General features: G+C 64.6%; 15 protein-coding genes. 7 read left to right on the forward strand and 8 right to left on the reverse strand.

Annotated features, from left to right (window positions below; translation table 11 throughout):
• The first annotated feature begins 318 nt into the window (after positions 1-318).
• From PST29_RS31045 to PST29_RS15955, 5 genes are all read left to right on the forward strand, one after another.
• Positions 319-501, forward strand: a complete 183-nt coding sequence (locus tag PST29_RS31045; RefSeq protein ID WP_082729251.1) for a DUF6026 family protein — start codon at positions 319-321, stop codon at positions 499-501.
• A gap of 229 nt (positions 502-730) precedes the next feature.
• Positions 731-2,473, forward strand: a complete 1,743-nt coding sequence (locus tag PST29_RS15940; protein ID WP_060843655.1) for a phosphoethanolamine transferase CptA — start codon at positions 731-733, stop codon at positions 2,471-2,473.
• Between the two features lie 307 nt (positions 2,474-2,780).
• Positions 2,781-3,005, forward strand: coding sequence for a hypothetical protein (locus PST29_RS15945; RefSeq protein ID WP_016963250.1), 225 nt, complete (start codon positions 2,781-2,783; stop codon positions 3,003-3,005).
• 320 nt (positions 3,006-3,325) lie between these two features.
• Positions 3,326-4,000 (forward strand): heavy metal response regulator transcription factor, encoded by a 675-nt coding sequence (locus tag PST29_RS15950; protein WP_060839400.1) that lies wholly within the window; start codon positions 3,326-3,328, stop codon positions 3,998-4,000.
• On the forward strand, positions 3,997-5,424 hold the full coding sequence (locus PST29_RS15955; protein WP_060843656.1) for a heavy metal sensor histidine kinase: 1,428 nt from the start codon (positions 3,997-3,999) through the stop codon (positions 5,422-5,424). The genes PST29_RS15950 and PST29_RS15955 overlap by 4 nt, the downstream gene beginning before the upstream one ends.
• Here the strand turns inward: PST29_RS15955 and chrA are convergent.
• The 8 genes from chrA to PST29_RS15995 all read right to left on the reverse strand — a co-directional run bounded on the left by chrA (position 5,421) and on the right by PST29_RS15995 (position 13,954).
• Entirely contained in the window at positions 5,421-6,614 is a 1,194-nt protein-coding gene (gene chrA, locus PST29_RS15960; RefSeq protein ID WP_060843657.1) for a chromate efflux transporter, read from the reverse strand. The two genes, PST29_RS15955 and chrA, sit on opposite strands and share 4 nt — an antisense overlap.
• Entirely contained in the window at positions 6,614-7,105 is a 492-nt protein-coding gene (locus tag PST29_RS15965) for a GNAT family N-acetyltransferase (RefSeq protein ID WP_060839403.1), read from the reverse strand. Before PST29_RS15965 ends, chrA begins: the two co-directional genes overlap by 1 nt.
• A gap of 158 nt (positions 7,106-7,263) precedes the next feature.
• Entirely contained in the window at positions 7,264-8,391 is a 1,128-nt protein-coding gene (gene zapE / locus PST29_RS15970; protein ID WP_060839404.1) for a cell division protein ZapE, read from the reverse strand.
• A 171-nt stretch (positions 8,392-8,562) separates the two neighbouring features.
• Positions 8,563-8,892 (reverse strand): ketosteroid isomerase, encoded by a 330-nt coding sequence (locus tag PST29_RS15975; protein ID WP_060843658.1) that lies wholly within the window; start codon positions 8,890-8,892, stop codon positions 8,563-8,565.
• Positions 8,893-8,944: 52 nt separating this feature from the next.
• Positions 8,945-9,661, reverse strand: coding sequence for a helix-turn-helix transcriptional regulator (locus tag PST29_RS15980; RefSeq protein WP_060843659.1), 717 nt, complete (start codon positions 9,659-9,661; stop codon positions 8,945-8,947).
• 234 nt (positions 9,662-9,895) lie between these two features.
• Positions 9,896-12,373, reverse strand: a complete 2,478-nt coding sequence (locus tag PST29_RS15985; RefSeq protein ID WP_060843660.1) for a TonB-dependent siderophore receptor — start codon at positions 12,371-12,373, stop codon at positions 9,896-9,898.
• Positions 12,374-12,495: 122 nt separating this feature from the next.
• A complete protein-coding gene (locus PST29_RS15990; RefSeq protein WP_060839408.1) occupies positions 12,496-13,449 on the reverse strand; it encodes a FecR family protein in 954 nt (317 codons plus the stop codon).
• Positions 13,442-13,954: an RNA polymerase sigma factor gene (locus PST29_RS15995; protein ID WP_060839409.1), complete on the reverse strand. Its 513-nt coding sequence runs from the start codon at positions 13,952-13,954 to the stop codon at positions 13,442-13,444. Before PST29_RS15995 ends, PST29_RS15990 begins: the two co-directional genes overlap by 8 nt.
• A 258-nt stretch (positions 13,955-14,212) precedes the next feature.
• On the opposite strand from PST29_RS15995, the gene PST29_RS16000 reads away from it, so the two are divergent.
• Positions 14,213-15,652: a nucleobase:cation symporter-2 family protein gene (locus PST29_RS16000; RefSeq protein WP_060839410.1), complete on the forward strand. Its 1,440-nt coding sequence runs from the start codon at positions 14,213-14,215 to the stop codon at positions 15,650-15,652.
• 150 nt (positions 15,653-15,802) lie between these two features.
• Complete coding sequence (locus PST29_RS16005; RefSeq protein ID WP_060843661.1) at positions 15,803-16,264, forward strand: LEA type 2 family protein; 462 nt, start codon at positions 15,803-15,805, stop codon at positions 16,262-16,264.
• The last annotated feature ends 4 nt before the right edge of the window (positions 16,265-16,268 follow it).

Raw genomic sequence — 16,268 nt, forward strand, 5'->3', positions numbered from 1 at the left:
AAGACGCTCCAAGACAGCGCAATCTTCAGACAAAAGCGCAGTTTTTGCGGCCACCTGCGCTCAACGCGACGTGCCCGGGCCCGGTTCCCGCCCCGGCGGGCGGGCAACGAGTGAAGATTAGTCCAGGCACCCGGGGCGAAGTTTCGCAGAGCCCGGGGGAATAACGACACAAAACCACGGCAAGACACAGCGACCCCGAAAAATAAAAAAGTTCCCATTATCCGAAAAAGAAATAAAATCGCCGCCTGCGACAGCGCTCCATGCCCGGCATGGGCAGAGCACAGCATAGTTGAGGCACACCATTTGCGAGGTGAAGCAATGGGCACAGTACAACCGGCACGACCTGCACAAACCCTTTATGTGACCATTCGTCGCGACGAATTGCGTCAGCTCAAGGAGCAACGCGACCAGTTGCAACAAGAGGTCGCACAACTGCGCCGGATGTTGCAGGCCCAGGCTCAAGGCCCTGTCGCCGAGCTGCACCTTCCCTCCGCGAGCTGAATTCGCCCCTCGACGCAGGCCCGGCCTGCGTTATCTGTCCAACGGCGCATCCGCCGAACAGCCGTGACTGCCACGGCTTCCCGGACAAAAATCCCACGTCGGCCTCACGAACTTTTCACACTTGCCATTCGATACTCCAGGCCATTATGGCCGTCTTGTTACCGACGGCGGGCTTCATTTGCGGCGCGACACCTGCGCCCAATGATCTTGGAATTGTGGGGAGCACTGAATGGCTTTGTTCAAACGCAGTACGACGTCTGCGGCAGGTTTCGACTGGATGGGCCTGCTCTGGCTGTTCCTGTTCTTCTGGTATTTCTCCGGCATCACTCAACTGCTGATCCAGCTGACCGACACCTCCGGCTTCGCCGGTTTCCGCCAGGCGTTCTTCATGAGTGCCATCTGGCTGGCGCCGATGCTGCTGTTCCCGGCACGCACCAAAATCATGGCCGCGGTGATCGGCGTGGTGCTCTGGGCCTGTTCCATGGCCAGCCTGGGCTACTTCTTCATCTACCAGCAGGAGTTCTCGCAAAGCGTCATTTTCATCATGTTCGAGTCCAACCCCTCGGAAGCCGGTGAATACCTGACCCAGTACTTTGCCTGGTGGATGGTTGCGGCCTTCCTGGCCCACACGGCCTTTGCCATCTTCCTCTGGACCCGCCTGCGCCCGGTCTACCTGCCCCGGGGCCAGGCACTGGTCGCCGCCGCGGCGATCCTGGTGGCGATTGTCGGCTACCCCCTGGTCAAGCAGATCTCGCGCGCGGACACCCTGGCCGACGGCCTGGAAAAGTTCGAAACCCGCATCGAGCCGGCAGTGCCATGGCAGATGGTGGTCGCCTATCGCCGCTACCGTCAGCAACTGGACGGCATGCAAGGCATGCTCGACAGCGTCAGCAAGATCCCGCCCCTGACCAACCTCAAGGACAGCATGGCCAACCAGCCGGCCACCCTGGTGCTGGTGATCGGTGAATCCACCAACCGCCAGCGCATGAGCCTGTACGGCTACCCGCGCCAGACCACTCCGGAGCTGGACAAGCTCAAGGACCAGCTGGCGGTGTTCAACAACGTCATCACCCCGCGCCCCTATACCATCGAGGCCTTGCAACAGGTACTGACCTTCGCCGATGAAGAAAACCCCGACCTGTATCTCAAGACCCCCTCCCTGGTCAGCGTGATGAAGCAGGCCGGCTACAAGACCTACTGGATCACCAACCAGCAGACCATGACCAAGCGCAACACCATGCTCACCACCTTCTCTGAACAGGCGGACGAGCAGGTTTACCTGAACAACAACCGCAACCAGAACGCCCGCCAGTACGATGGCGACGTCCTGGAGCCCTTCTCCAAGGCCCTGGCCGACAGCGCCCCGCGCAAGTTCATCGTGGTGCACCTGCTGGGCACCCACATGAGCTACCAGTACCGCTACCCGCCGACCTTTGAAAAATTCACCGATCGCCAGGGCGTGCCGGCCGGCGTGCACGACGACCAGGTGCCGACCTACAACAGCTATGACAACGCCGTGCTGTACAACGACTTCGTGGTGTCCAGCCTGATCAAGGACTACGCCAAGACCGACCCCAACGGCTTCCTGCTGTACCTGTCGGACCACGGCGAAGACGTCTTCGACTCTGCCGGCCACGACACCCTGGGACGCAACGAAGGCAAGCCCACCGCGCCGATGTACACCATTCCGTTCATGGCCTGGGCCTCGCCGAAATGGCGCGAAACCCATGACTGGAACTTTGCTTCCGACCTCAGCCGGCCCTACATCAGCTCCCAGCTGGTGCATACCTGGGCCGAACTGGCCGGCCTGAGCTTCGATCAGCTGGACCCTAGCCGCAGCCTGATCAGCGACAGCTTCAAGCCTCGTCCCCTGCTGATTGGCAACCCCTACTCGCGCCAGAGCAAGCCGCTGATCGACTTCAGCCTGATGAAGCCCAAGCCGCCGACCGACGCCGCCGTGGTGCAGCAGTAAGAATCCACACCGGGGGCCGCAACGGCCCCCATCCGCGCCAATACGCAACAGCCCTTCCCCCTTCCCCCTGCCCCCGTAGAAGCCTGCTGGTCGACGAAAGCGCCAGCGCCCGGCCTGATCAATGCCTCTGTCGGCACAGCGGCTCATAGCGGCCTGCACTTGGCAACGGACACATGTTGTCAAGAATGCAATTGTGCATTCAGGCTGACGTTAACCCTCACTTAATTCACTTCGCTGAAACTTGCCCTATCACTTCTTGTACAGGGACGAAACAAGTGACCGAACACTCTTAAGTAGGAAACGCAGTATGAAACTTTCAACTTTGGTATTTAGCGGTTTGATCCTAGCCACTTCCAGTGCAGCCTTTGCCGAAGGCGGAGCCGAGCATATGCAACGCTTCTACGAGAACTTCCGGGTCAATCAGCAACAGATTCACGGCGATAAGAATCAGAACCTCGCCAAGACCGAGCAAGACAAGGCCGGTACTCACTATTCCGCGCCGGACGCCAAGAAACAACAGCCCGACGCTTGATCCATGTTCAACGCAATACCCACTCTGGACATTGTGCTCCTGTGACAGAGATGGACGTTTGGCGCCCTGTTGGGCGCCTTTTTTATATCCGCTTAAAACAACTTTCTGTCACCACAATGACCCCTGCATTACAACTCTGTCATCTGCCACTGCGCGCGTGCCGATTGAATTAGGATGCCTTCGTCCGATCACACACCATTCATCGACTCAGCGTCTAATCATCTGAATTAATTGATTATTTCTGTTGACCCTGTAGCTACTACAGGCTTCATCCTCCCCCTCATTCGATACTTCCCAAGCACTTTGAAGAGAATCCGGCAATGCGCATCCTGGTGGTTGAAGACGAACCCAAAACAGCGGACTACTTGCACCAAGGCCTGAGTGAAAGTGGTTATGTGGTCGATCGCGCCAACAATGGCGTGGACGGTTTGCACCTGATTCAACAGCAGCCTTACGAGTTGGTCATCCTGGATATAAACCTGCCGGGCAAAGATGGCTGGCAAGTGTTGCAAGATATGCGCGGACAATCTCAGGCACGGGTCATGATGTTGACCGCTCGCGGTCGTCTGGAAGACAAGGTCAAGGGACTGGACATGGGCGCCGATGATTATCTGGTCAAACCCTTTCAGTTTCCCGAGTTGTTGGCACGGGTGCGCACCCTGATACGGCGCGCTGAACCTGCAGCCCCTTCGCAAGTATTGCAAGTGGCCGATCTGCAACTTGATCCGCGACGTCATCGGGCTTATCGCGGCGATCGGCGTATTGACCTGACCACCAAGGAATTCACCCTGCTACATGTATTGATGCGTCATTCAGGAGAAGTACTGACCCGCACGCAAATCATTTCCCTGGTCTGGGACATGAACTTCGACTGCGACACCAACGTGGTGGAAGTGTCCATCAGCCGCCTGCGGGCCAAGATCGACGAAGCCCACGAGGTGCGGTTGATCCACACCCTGCGCGGTGTCGGTTATGTCCTGGAAGTGCGCCCATGAAAACCCCGCCCGCCCCCGCCAGCAATAGCAGCCTGTCCATGCGCCTGGGGCTGACCGTCAGCCTGATGGGGGCGGCGCTGGTGCTGCTGCTGGCGAGCCTGGCCTACCTGGCCCTGAGCCACGAGCTGGACAACCTGGCGCGCAAGGGCCTGGACAGCAAGCTGGAACAGATCCGCCACAGCCTGACCAGCGACCTCAAGAGCAGCGACCTGGCCGCCCGCCCCCACTCCCTGCTGGACCTGGTGCTGGGCCACGACAACCTGCAATTGAGCATCCTGGGCAGCGACCCGCTGGCCGAGCCCCTGCTCAATGTCGGCGGCGATCTGCAGCGATCGCTGCCCGAGGCCCTGAAGAAGGTGCCCGACAGCGGTTACTTCGACTGGCGCGACCACCGCGGCACCCAGTTGCTCGGCGCCGCCCGAGCGATGAGCCTGCGCAACGGCGAACAGGTGCGGGTGATCCTGAGCCTGGACCGCAGCAACGATCAGGCCCTGCTCAGCGCCTATCTGCGCTCCACGGTGATTGCCCTGCCGCTGTTGCTGCTGCTGATCGGCATCGGCGCCTGGCGCCTGGTGCAGCGCGGCCTGCTGCCCCTGCAGCAGTTCACCCGGGTGGCCGCCAAGGTCACCACCCAGGACCTGACCCATCGCTTGAACCTGGAGCGGTTGCCCCGGGAGCTGGCGGAACTGGGCCAGGGCTTCAACGTCATGCTGCACCGCCTGGATGGCGGGGTGCAGCGCCTGTCGCAGTTCTCCGACGACCTGGCCCATGAACTGCGCTCGCCCATCAGCAACCTGATGGGCAAGGCCCAGGTGACCCTGTCCCGGGAACGCCCGCCGGAGGAATACAAGGCCGTGCTGGAATCGAGCATCGAGGAACTGGAGCGGGTCACCCGGATCGTCGCCGATATGCTGTTCCTGGCCCAGGTCAGCCAGCCGGCCTCCCAGGCCCGCTTCACCCGGGTATCCCTGGCCGAGGAGGCACGCCGGGTCATGGACCTGTTCGCCCTCAGTGCCGAGGACAAGCAGCTGGCACTTGAGTTGAGCGGCGACGCCTGGGTGCAGGGCGATCGCCTGATGATCCAGCGGGCGATTTCCAACCTGCTGTCCAATGCCATTCGCCATTGCCCGGAACAGGGACGGATCACCCTGCGGATCGAACGCCAACTGCAGGACGTCAGCCTGGCCGTGGGCAACCCGGGACCGGGCATCGCCGCCTGCCACCTGCCCCATCTGTTCGAGCGCTTCTACCGGGTCGACAGCAGTCGCACCCGGGCCGAAGGCGGGACCGGATTGGGCCTGGCGATCGTTCGCTCAATCATGAACCTGCATCAAGGACGCACCGAGGTCGCCAGCGATCCACAGCACCTCACCGAGTTCCGCCTGGTGTTCCCCAAGCCCGATCCGGCCTTGCACGATGCCTAGAGCAGCCAGCCGCCCAGCGCCGCCCCCAGCAGCACCAGGGCCCAGGGCGGTACCCGGCCGCTGCGCAGCATCACCAGGGCCAGCAGCACCGCCAGCAGTTCTGTGGGCCCGGTCACGCTGCTGGTCCCCAGCGGCTGGTACAGCGCGGCCGCCAGTACCCCCACCACCGCGGCATTGACCCCGGCCAGCGCCGCCTGGATGCGCCGACGTTGGCGCAAGGTCTGCCAGAAAGGCAGCACGCCGATCACCAGCAAAAAACCCGGCAAGAAGATCGCCAACAGACAGATCAGGGCCCCGGGCCAACCGTCGATGGCCGCCCCGATGAACGCCGCGACACTGAACAACGGCCCCGGCACCGCCTGGGCGCTGGCATAGCCGGTCATGAACAGGGGATCGCTGATCCAGCCGGACTCCACGACCTGACTCTGCAACAGCGGCAACACCACATGCCCGCCGCCAAAGACCAGGGCGCCGATGCGATAGAAAGCGTCGAACAGGCGCAGCCAGGTGTGTGGCCACAGCGCCGACAGCCAGGGCAGCACCAGCAATAGCAAGGCAGCCACCGCCAGTAGCAGCGCACCCAGGCGCCGACTGCCCCAGGGGGCGAGCGCATCGACCTCGGTCCGGGCGGCCGGGGTGATCAGCACACCCCCCACCAGTGCCGCCAGCAGCATCACCAGCAACTGTCCGCTCAGGCCCGGCCAGCGCAGCACCAGCCACGCGGCGAGCAGGGCAATGGCGATACGCAAGGCACCACGACACAGGCTGCGGGCCATTCCCCACAGCGCCAGGGCGACCACGGCGACCGCCACAATCTGCAAGCCCTTGAGCACCCCGGGAGGCACCCCACTGCCGATTCCCAGCGCCAGCAAGGCCAGGGCCAGCGCCGACGGCAAGGTGAAACCGAGCCAGGCGCACAAGGCACCGGGCAGGCCCGCCCGTGACACCCCCAGGACAATGCCGACCTTGCTGCTGGCCGGTCCCGGAAGAAACTGGCACAGGGCGACCAGCTCGGCGTAGGCCGCCTCCCCCAGCCAGCGGCGGCGCTGGACGAACTCCTGACGGAAATACCCCAGGTGCGCCACCGGCCCACCGAACGACGTCAGCCCCAGGCGCAGGAACATCAGGAAAATCTGCCAGGGACTTTCCCTGGACGCGCAAGGCTCGGACGCCGGGCTGACAGCGGACATTACAAGGCTTTACTCCAGAACAGCATGCGGCCATGGGCCGGATCGAGCTTGGCGTCGGCGAAACCGCAGGCCTGGTAGGCCGCCTGAGCCCGGGCATTGCCCTCCAGCACCTCCAGGGTGATCTTGCAGCAGCCCCGTTGCCGGGCGATGTCCTCGACCTTCTGCAGCATCCGCCGGCTCAGGCCCTGACCGCGAAAGCCGTCGAGCACCAGCACATCGTGGACATTCACCAGGGGCCGACAGGCAAAGGTGGAAAAACCCTCGAAGCAGTTCACCAGCCCCACCGGCTGCCCCCCGGCAAAGGCCAGCACACTGAACGCCTGAGGCCGCTTGGCCAGTTCCGCCGGCAGTTGCCGGAGCAGGTCCTGCTCCAGGGGCCGACCACCCCCCATGGGGTCCTCGGCATAGTGGTTGAGCAGTACCCCTATGGCTTCGGCATGCACCGGATTGCTGTAGCTAGCTTGCAGCACCACGACATCGGCAACGTCCATGTTCATCCTCGATCAACGCATTGGAAGAGAGCGCTCAGGGCTCGGGCAGCCTGGATTGTAGGCCGGTGGATTTGACCAAACGAAGATATTCCCGCCACTTGCCAGAGAAAAATCCTAGGCAATGGAAACGACTCGCATCAGCGGCAAGCACTTCCCAGTCAAGCACCCGGCTGCCGGGCAAAACGCTGCAACTGCATCTCCCGCAGGCGGCTGAGGGTGCGGCGGAAGGCAAACTCCAGGTAGCCCTCGGTGTACAGCTGCTCCATCGGCACCCGGGCCTCCAGGTACAGCGGCACTCCACGGTCGTAGCATTCGTCCACCAGGGCGATGAAGCGCCGCACGCTGTCGTCGTGGATCGACAGTTGCGGCAGTTCCCGATCGCCCGCCACCACCCGCTGGGCCCCATCCTCGGTGCCCCGGGCAATGCGCCCCGGACGTTGCCGGGCACTGAGATTGGGCACCTCGCTGAGGAGGATCGCCCGGTAGCGGTCGCACAGGGCCATGAAATCCATGGCCGAGAACGGCTGCTCGCAAAGGTCGGCAAAGCGGCACCAGATCACCGTCGTCGCCGCCTTGACCACCGATACCGTTCGATAGCCGATCAACAGCGGCTCGCTGGACACCGCCTGCCCCGCACTCAACTCGCGAAACAGCGGTTCCAGGGCACTGGGCTGGCCCTCGACGCTCAGCCAATAGCGCTGCGTGGCGGCGCCGGGGTGCAGGCGGTGGTCCTGCTCGCCGTCCACCGCCAGCACCTGCAGGTGCTGGCGGATGGCGTCGATGGCCGGCAGGAAGCGCTCGCGATTGAAGCCATCGGCATACAACTGTTCGGGGGGCTGGTTGGAGGTGCAGACCATCACCACCCCCTGTTCGAACATCACCTGGAACAGGCGCCCGAGAATGATCGCATCGCCGATGTCGTTGACGAACAACTCATCGAAACACAGCACCCGCACCTCTTCGGCAAGCTCCCGGGCCAGGGCCTGCAAGGGATCGGCGGTGCCGGTGAGCTGGAACGAGCGCTGGTGCACCCAGCCCATGAAGTGATGAAAATGCTGACGCCGGGCCGGCACCCTGAGGCTCTGGTAGAACTGATCCATGAGCCAGGTCTTGCCGCGCCCGACCGCGCCCCACAGGTAGACCCCCTGCACCGGCTTGCGCCCCTGATGCAGCGCCTCATGACATTGCTGCAAAGCTTGCACCGCACGCGCCTGGGCGGGATCGGCGACAAAGCCGTCCTGCTCCAGGGCATGCCGGTAAGCGCTCATGGGGGAATCGAATGGCATGGGCCGCTGGCCTCCTGGCAAAGAGCCGCAGTATGCCATCACCCGCCGCGCCGGGCCTGATCCGTGGCCGCCGCCAAACCCGCGAGCGGCGCCAGGGAGCGCCAGGGCCTGGGCCGCGCCCAGGCCCTTTGCGCCCCTGCCGGCCGTTGGCGGCCTGCGGCCGCGGCTGCATCAGCGCGAGATGTCCAGGCGCTCGATGCGGCCCTGGTCGTCCAGGCGGAAGGTGTGGCGCAACGCCTGGGGGCTGCCGGGGAAATCACCGCACACCCGGCTGTCGAGCAAGATCTTTCCGGTACGCTGCTGAACCCCGAGGACTTCCAGGCGACGCGCGCCTGCGCCCATCCAGCGGGCAATCTGCTGGGGCCCCACGCAGTGCTCACGCTCATCGAAAATCTGCGCCCGGGCAGCGAAGATCGACGCCACCAGCGTGCTGTCGCCGCTGTTGACCGCCGCGACATAAGCGGCGATGGCCGGGGCCAGGGAAGGGTCTGTGGCCGACATGACAAAAGCTCCTTGCTGTTGAATGAGGGCGCCATGCTAAAGCCCCCTTGCGTCATTTCCTGTCAGCAGTGAATCGGCCCTGCTCATCGCTCTGCAGGCGTTTGCGCCAGGCTCGCAGCCAGTCGCTGCGCCGCCCCGGATACAGCTCGCCCTGCTCCTGGGCGGCGGCGATGCGGTCGGTGCGAAAGGTCCGGTAATCGCCCCGCAGCTCGCACCAAGCCACGATCACCCGGGCCTCGTTGAGAAAACCCAGGGCCAGCGGCCAGATCAGCCGCTGGCTGGGGGTGCGGTTGACGTCGGCATAGTCGATCAACAGCTTGGCCTGATGACGGATCGCCTGGCGGAACACGTTGAGCGACACCGGGTTGTCCGGAAAGCCCCAGCCCGCCGGGCCCGGCAGCAGGGTCGGGTTGCGCAAGGCATCCTGGGCCGCCGGGGCCAGCACCGCGGCGATCTTGGCCATGGCGTCGGCGGCGACCTTGCTCAGCACCTCGTCGCCACGCTGATCGACGTAACGCAGGCCCAACACCACGGCCTCGGTTTCATCGGCGTTGAGCATCAACGGCGGCAGGAACAGCCCGCTGCGCAGCACATAGCCGATGCCGGCCTCGCCGTAGATCGGCGCGCCGAGGGAGGTCAGCTCGGCAATGTCGCGGTACAGGGTGCGCTCGGACACCTCCAGCTCCGCCGCCAGGGTAGCGGCGGTAACGGGACGGCTCTTGCCTCGCAGCATCTGCAACAGGGTGAGTAAACGGCTGGCTCGCGACACCTTGGACGGACTCCGGAAAAAAACACCGGCGCAGATTACCAAAGCCTCCTGACAGTTTCTGTCAGGAGGCTGAGTGCTGGCGGGGGATTGTGTTGCCGCTGCCGCAGGCTGCGAACGGCCCCGGGGACGCAGGATCCCGGCCGCCCTCCAAGGGCCGGCCGGGGATCGCCAAACAAGGCCCCGCGGGACTAGGCGCTGCCTCGCCGGGGGCCGGCAGCGGCGACCGCAGCAGCGTCAGTAGGCCATGGTCCAGGTCAGGGTGTAGGTGCGGCCACGGCCCTGGTAGTCATAGAGGTAGTCCGGGCCGTAGGTCGGCGAATAGAACAGCTTGGCGCGCTGGCCCCAGACCGTGCTGTATTGCTTGTCCAGAAGGTTCTGGATGCCGCCGCTGAAGGTGCCGAAGGCTGTGTCGTGGCTGCCCAGCAGGTCGAAGGTGGTGTAGCCGTCGATGGTGTTGGGCGCATCGACGCTGTGGGTGGCGTCGATCTGCCTGGCCGCGTCGTCCTTGAGGCTGAAGGCGTGGTTGCCCTGCAGGCGCACACTGCTGCTGTCGTCCTTCCAGCCGACGAAGGCGGTCAACTTGGACAGGGATGCATAACGGGCGTCGCGCTTCTTCCAGCCGCCGTTCTTGCCCTCCTCCTCGGAACGCACCGCGTGCAGGGTGCCTCCCAGCTCCCAGCCGTTCTGCAAATGCCGGGTCAGGGCGCTCTCGAAACCGTAGTCGCGGCTCTTCTGATCCTTGACGTCGATGGTCAGGGTGGCCTGGTCGGTGGTGATCACCTTGTCCGACCAGATGTAGTACAGCGCCGCCTGGGCGTCCCAGTCGCTGTCAGAAAAACGCCAGCCGGTTTCCACCTGGCGGCTCTTGATCCCGGCCAGCGGGTTGTCGTCGACGCTCAACCCCGGCTTGCCGTAGAACTTGGCCGGGTCCGGCAGATCGAAGCCCTCGCCGTAGTTGACCCACAGCTGATGGCCGTTCTTGAAGTCATAGATGCTGCCCAGGTTGTAGAGGTTGACCGCATAGTCGTTGCTGCCCCCAGGCACGTTCTTGAACTGGTCGACATCCACGTCCATCTGCTGGCGCCGGTAGCCGCCGGACACCGTCAGGTTGTCGGTGGCGTGCCAGTCCAGTTGGGCGTAGCCGGACAGGCCGTCGACCCGGTAGCTGGGATAGCGCGGCGCCTTGCTCTGGGTCACCAGGTCGAGGCCGCCGCTGCCCGAGGACAGGCCCTGGTCGAAGGTGCTCTGTTCGGCGTTGAAACGCTCCCGGTCCAGGTCCACGCCGTAGGTCAGCTTGAACGCTTCGAATTCCTTGGCGAACAGCGCCTTGAGGCTGGTGACCTCGAAGTTCTGCTGCGAAGCGGCGAAATACACGCCCTTGGAACCTGCCGGGCTGCCGCTGTTGTAGTAGGGAAACGGGAAGAAGTTGTCGTCTTCCTTGCGGTACGAGGCCTGCAGGTAGAAGTCCTGGCCCAGCACGTCGCTGTGGTGGTAGTTGGCGTTGAGCAGCAGGCGCTTGGTGCGCGGTTCCAGGTCCGTGGAGTAGCCGCTGCGCAGCTCGGCGTCCTCCAGGTTGGACGGCGCCTTGTACCTGAGGTTGGGGAAGTAGATCCCGGTGCTGCCGTGGTTGCCCGAGTCGTAGTACTGGGCCAGCAGGTCCAGGCTCTGCTCTTCGTTGAACTGCAGGGCCAGGCTGCCCATCAGGTCCAGGGTGCGGTTGTACTGCAGGTCGGTCTGGGTGTTGTCGATGAAGATCTGCTGGCCGGCGCCGTCATAGAACGCCCGGTTCTGCTCCCCCGCCACCGCCAGCCGGCCGCTGATGGCGTCGTTGCCGCCACTCACCGACTGAGCGATGCGGGTGGTCAGGTCGTCGCTGTTGTTGAAGCCGCTGCTGGCGCCCAGTTGCGTCTCGAAACGCGCCGGGCCCGGCTCGCCTTTCTTGGTGACGATGTTGATGATGCCGCCGGTGGCGCCGCCGCCGTAGATGGCGCTGGCCCCGGACAGCACTTCAACCCGCTCGACGTTGAACGGCGAAATGCTGTCGAACTGCCGGGACAGGCCCCGGGAGCTGTTCTGGCTGACCCCGTCGATCATCACCAGGACGTTGCGCCCACGCATGTTCTGGCCATAGTTGGTGCGCCCTTCCGGCGCCAGATCGAGGCCCGGCACCAGCTTGCCGATGGCTTCCTTGAGGCTGACCCCAGTGCTCAACTGCTCGCGCAGCTGGCTCTGCTCCACCACCCACACCGTGCCGGGGATCTCGCTGATCGCGGCACTGGTGCGCGAGGCCACGCTGACCTGGGTCGGCTTGAGGTCCAGGCTTGCTGCCGGAGCCGCCGCGCGGCGCAGGATCACGGTGCGACCATCGCTGAACGACCAGCTCATGCCGCTGCCGGCCAGCAGGCTGTGCAGGGCCTGGGCCAGGGTCAGTTCTCCGTTGAGCGCGGTGGATTGCAGGCCCGCGACATCGCTGGTGGTGTACAGCAGGCGCACATCGGCCTGGTCGGCGAAGCGGGTCAGCGCCTGGTCCAGTGGCTGGGCCGGCAGGTTCAGCGAAACCCGACGCGCCTCGGCAGCGCTGGCCTGGGTGAGTGTGGCGGCCTCGTCGGCCAGCGCCAGAACCGGGCTCAAGGCTCCGGCGAACAGCGCCTGAGCCAGTAATGTGCGGCGCATGATGTGTTGACCGCGCCCCAGTGTCGACAGCTTGAACATAGCTTTCACGTGTTCCTTCCCAGCCGGTTGAAATGACGTCAATGAGAATGATTTTCTTCTCAGTCTCACTACGACGATTTCCCGCAGCGGAACTTGCAGTGCACCGGGCAAAAAAATTTGCCTCAGTGCAACAGCGCCAGCCAGGGCAGGTAGGTGACGTGCAGCGGATAGCGCTGCTGCAAGGCGTTGAGCGAGCCACGCGGGTCGTTCAGGTCGAACACCCCACTGATCGGCAGGGCCGCCAATGGGCCATCGGAAATCAGGATGCGCCCATGCTGGTAGCGCTCCAGCTCAGCGATCACCTCCCCCAGCGGCCGACCGTTGAAGATCAGCTTGCCGCGCTGCCAGGCGGTCAGGCTGGCAGCATCCACGCGCTGCTGGGCCAGCAGCGGCTGGCCGGCCCGGTATTGCAGGCGCTGGTCGGCCTGGAGCAGCACCGGCGCGTGGTCGCCGCTGAACTGCACCTGGCCCTCGCGCACCACGACCGTCAGTTGCTCGCCCTCGCGGCGCACGCTGAAGGCACCAGCAGCGCCTTGCAGTTGCTGAGCCTGGGCCTGGACCACGAACGGTCGCTGCGGGTCGGCCAGCGGTTCGAACAGCGCCTCGCCCGCGCGCAGGATCACCCGGCGCTCGTCCAGCGAATAGGCCACCGACAACGCACTGCCACTGTTGAGGGTGACCCGGGAGCCATCCGCCAGGGTGATGCGCTGTTGCTGGCCGACCCCGGTGTGGTAGTCCGAGCTCAAGGCCGGCCACTGCTGCCAGCCGATGCCAGCACCCACTGCCAGCAGCAGCGAAGCCGCCAGGGCCGGCCAGAAGCGCCGCGGACGGCGCGCCACCGGCGCCTGATGCTGCTGCGCGGCCTCGGTGTGCCCCAGATCGCCCCACAACTGTTGGGCCTCGGCGGCAGCCGCGGCGTGCGCCGGGCTGCGCTGGCGCCACTGCTGGAACGCCAGACGCTGGGCTGGCGTGGCGTGGCCGGAATGCAGCAGCACCAGCCAGTCGATGGCGGCGTCTTCCAGGTTTTCGGGGTGGTCGGTCATGGCGTCGGCAGCCGCTGGCAGGGAATTATTCATGGTGGACCTTCAGCCAATCGCGGCAATGGCGCAGGGCCTGGCCGATGTATTTTGCCACCATGCTTTCGGAAACACCCAGGCGCACGGCGATCTGCGCCTGGGTCAGGCCTTCCAGACGATTGAGCAGCAAGGCCTGGCGGGCGTTGTCCGAGAGCTGCGCCAGGGCCTGGTCGAGCAGCGCCAGGCGCTCCTTGGCCAGCAGCACCGCTTCCGGCGCCGGGGCCGGGTCCACCGCGTCATTGTGTGGCTCGCCGTCGCTGAGGTTGGCCGCCAGGCGCTGCTCGCGGCGCAGGGTGTCGATGGCCAGGTTGCCGGCCACGCGGAAGATGAAGCGGCGATCGTCGTGCACCTCCAGCGTCTGCTGGTCGACCTTGAGCAGCTTGAGGTAGGTTTCCTGGGCCACGTCCGCCGCCCGCTGGCGATCGCTCATGCGCCGGGTGAGAAACTTCAGCAGGTCGTTGTAATGCTCTTGAAAGCTGCGCAGCAGGCTGGGGGTGGGCAGCATCGGAAGGCGGTCCGCGGATCGGGGAGGCGGATTATTCCACAAAGGCAAATGAGAAACAGTATCTTTCGTATCCCTGGCAAATTGCCTTTATCCACCGGCCTGCCCTTCTGACAGCGGCGCCTTTCTGGCATCCTGCGCCTCCTTTTTTCTGACCGGGTGCGCAAGTCTTGTCCATGCCATGGCTGTGCGGCCCAAGTCCCGTCCACTTTCCGACGTGTGTTCCCGTTGTTTGCACACGCCACTGGCAGGCCTTTTCCCATGACCGCACCTGATCGTTCCCCGCCCCGCTACACGTCCGACCTGATCTACGGCCTCGACGACCGTCCGCACTTCAGCGCGGCGATCTTCGCCGCCCTGCAGCATGTGCTGGCCAGCTTTGTCGGCATCATCAGCCCGACCCTGATCTTCGGCGGCGTGCTGGGCTTGGAAAGCGAGCTGCCCTACCTGATCAGCATGGCGCTGTTCGTCTCGGGCCTGGGCACCTTCGTCCAGGCCCGGCGCCTGGGGCCGATCGGTTCCGGCCTGCTGTGCGTGCAGGGCACCAGCTTTTCCTTTATCAGCGTGCTGCTCAGCGCCGGCTTCATGGTCAAGGGCCGGGGCGGCAGCACCGACGACATCCTCTCCACCATCTTCGGCATCTGTTTTGTCGCGGCCTTTATCGAGATGTTCCTCAGCCAGTTCATCGGCAAGCTGCGCAAGCTGATCACCCCGGTGGTGACCGGCACCATCATCACCCTGATGGGCCTGTCGCTGATCAAGGTGGCGGTCACCGACATGGCCGGCGGCTACGGCGCCAGCGACCTGGGCGCGGCGAGCAACCTGGGCCTGGCGGCGCTGGTGCTGCTGACCATCGTGATACTCAACCGCTTCAACCACCCGATGCTGCGCCTGGGCTCGATCGTCATCGGCCTGACCCTGGGCTTCGTGGTGGCCTGGATGCTTGGCCGGGTGGACCTGGCGGCCCTGCCCGAGGTGCCGCTGGTGAGCGTGCCGGTGCCGTTCAAGTACGGCTTTTCCTTCGACCTGATTGCCTTTATCCCGCTGGCGGTGATCTTCCTGATTTCGCCCCTGGAGGCGGCCGGCGACCTGACCGCCAACTCGATGATTTCCCAGCAGCCGGTCAAGGGCCCGCTGTACATCAAGCGCATCAAGTCCGGACTGCTGGCGGACGGTTTCAACTCGGCGGTGGCGGCGGTGTTCAACAGCCTGCCGATGGTGACCTTTGCCCAGAACAACGGGGTGATCCAACTGACCGGCGTGGCCAGCCGCTACGTGGCCTACTTCATTGCCGGGCTGCTGGTGCTGCTGGGCCTGTTCCCGGTGATCGGCGCGGTGCTGCAACTGATGCCCAAGCCGGTGCTGGGCGGCGCCACCCTGATCATGTTCGGCACCGTGGCGGTGGCCGGGATCAAGATTCTCGCCGAGGCCGGGCTGCACCGGCGCAACGTGCTGATCGTGGCCATTTCCCTGGGCATGGGCCTGGGGGTGGCGGCGGTGCCGGAGGTGCTGCGCGAGCTGCCCAAGGCCCTGCACAACATCTTCGAGTCGCCGATCACCGTGGGGGCTTTCTGCGCGATCTTGCTCAACCTCTTCCTGCCGGAAGAATTCCTCGAACTGGAAGAGGATGAGTTCGACCCGGAAGCGGCGACCCTCAAGGTCATGCAAGACCCGGACATGAGCGCTAAAGCGAACTCCTGAGGCTGGCGGGCGTCTATGCTGCGTGCGCGGGTGTCGGGCTCTCGGCTTTGAATGTTGCAAGGCCCTGGGGGCCTTGTCGCAGCCTCGCAGGCTCGGCAGCGGCTACAAGGTGCCGGTCCGTCATTCATTTCCATTGTTGACAGGTATTGCATGCGTAGATTGATCGCCTTGACCCTGGTACTGCTCAGCCTCGGCGCCTGCGCGCTGTTGCCCAACCGCGATCCGCTGGCGATCAACGTGGTGGGCATCGAGCCGCTGCCGAGCCAGGACCTGGAAATGCGCTTTGCGGTGAAACTGCGCCTGCAGAACCCCAACGAAAGCCCCATCGACTACAACGGCGTGGCCCTGGACCTGGAGGTCAACGGCCGCCCGCTGGCCTCCGGGGTCAGCGACCAGCAGGGGCACATCGGCCGCTACTCGGAAGACATCCTGGTGATTCCGGTCAGCGTCTCGGCCTTTGCGGTGCTGCGCCAGACCCTGGGCCTGAGCCAGACCCAGAGCCTGGACAACCTGCCCTACGTGCTGCGCGGCAAGCTGGCCGGCGGGCTGTTCGGCACCCAGCGCTTCATCGATCGCGGGCAGATCAGCCTGAACAACCCCGGCGTCTGGTAAGCCC

This window comes from Pseudomonas sp. St29 (assembly GCF_001547915.1).
Classification (GTDB): domain Bacteria; phylum Pseudomonadota; class Gammaproteobacteria; order Pseudomonadales; family Pseudomonadaceae; genus Aquipseudomonas.

Coding starts and splice junctions, on each gene's coding strand:
- PST29_RS31045 (WP_082729251.1), top strand. CDS start 319: ATGGGCACAGTACAACCGGCACGACCTGCACAAACCCTTTATGTGACC.
- PST29_RS15940 (WP_060843655.1), top strand. CDS start 731: ATGGCTTTGTTCAAACGCAGTACGACGTCTGCGGCAGGTTTCGACTGG.
- PST29_RS15945 (WP_016963250.1), top strand. CDS start 2,781: ATGAAACTTTCAACTTTGGTATTTAGCGGTTTGATCCTAGCCACTTCC.
- PST29_RS15950 (WP_060839400.1), top strand. CDS start 3,326: ATGCGCATCCTGGTGGTTGAAGACGAACCCAAAACAGCGGACTACTTG.
- PST29_RS15955 (WP_060843656.1), top strand. CDS start 3,997: ATGAAAACCCCGCCCGCCCCCGCCAGCAATAGCAGCCTGTCCATGCGC.
- chrA (WP_060843657.1), bottom strand. CDS start 6,614: ATGTCCGCTGTCAGCCCGGCGTCCGAGCCTTGCGCGTCCAGGGAAAGT.
- PST29_RS15965 (WP_060839403.1), bottom strand. CDS start 7,105: ATGGACGTTGCCGATGTCGTGGTGCTGCAAGCTAGCTACAGCAATCCG.
- zapE (WP_060839404.1), bottom strand. CDS start 8,391: ATGCCATTCGATTCCCCCATGAGCGCTTACCGGCATGCCCTGGAGCAG.
- PST29_RS15975 (WP_060843658.1), bottom strand. CDS start 8,892: ATGTCGGCCACAGACCCTTCCCTGGCCCCGGCCATCGCCGCTTATGTC.
- PST29_RS15985 (WP_060843660.1), bottom strand. CDS start 12,373: ATGTTCAAGCTGTCGACACTGGGGCGCGGTCAACACATCATGCGCCGC.
- PST29_RS15990 (WP_060839408.1), bottom strand. CDS start 13,449: ATGAATAATTCCCTGCCAGCGGCTGCCGACGCCATGACCGACCACCCC.
- PST29_RS15995 (WP_060839409.1), bottom strand. CDS start 13,954: ATGCTGCCCACCCCCAGCCTGCTGCGCAGCTTTCAAGAGCATTACAAC.
- PST29_RS16000 (WP_060839410.1), top strand. CDS start 14,213: ATGACCGCACCTGATCGTTCCCCGCCCCGCTACACGTCCGACCTGATC.
- PST29_RS16005 (WP_060843661.1), top strand. CDS start 15,803: ATGCGTAGATTGATCGCCTTGACCCTGGTACTGCTCAGCCTCGGCGCC.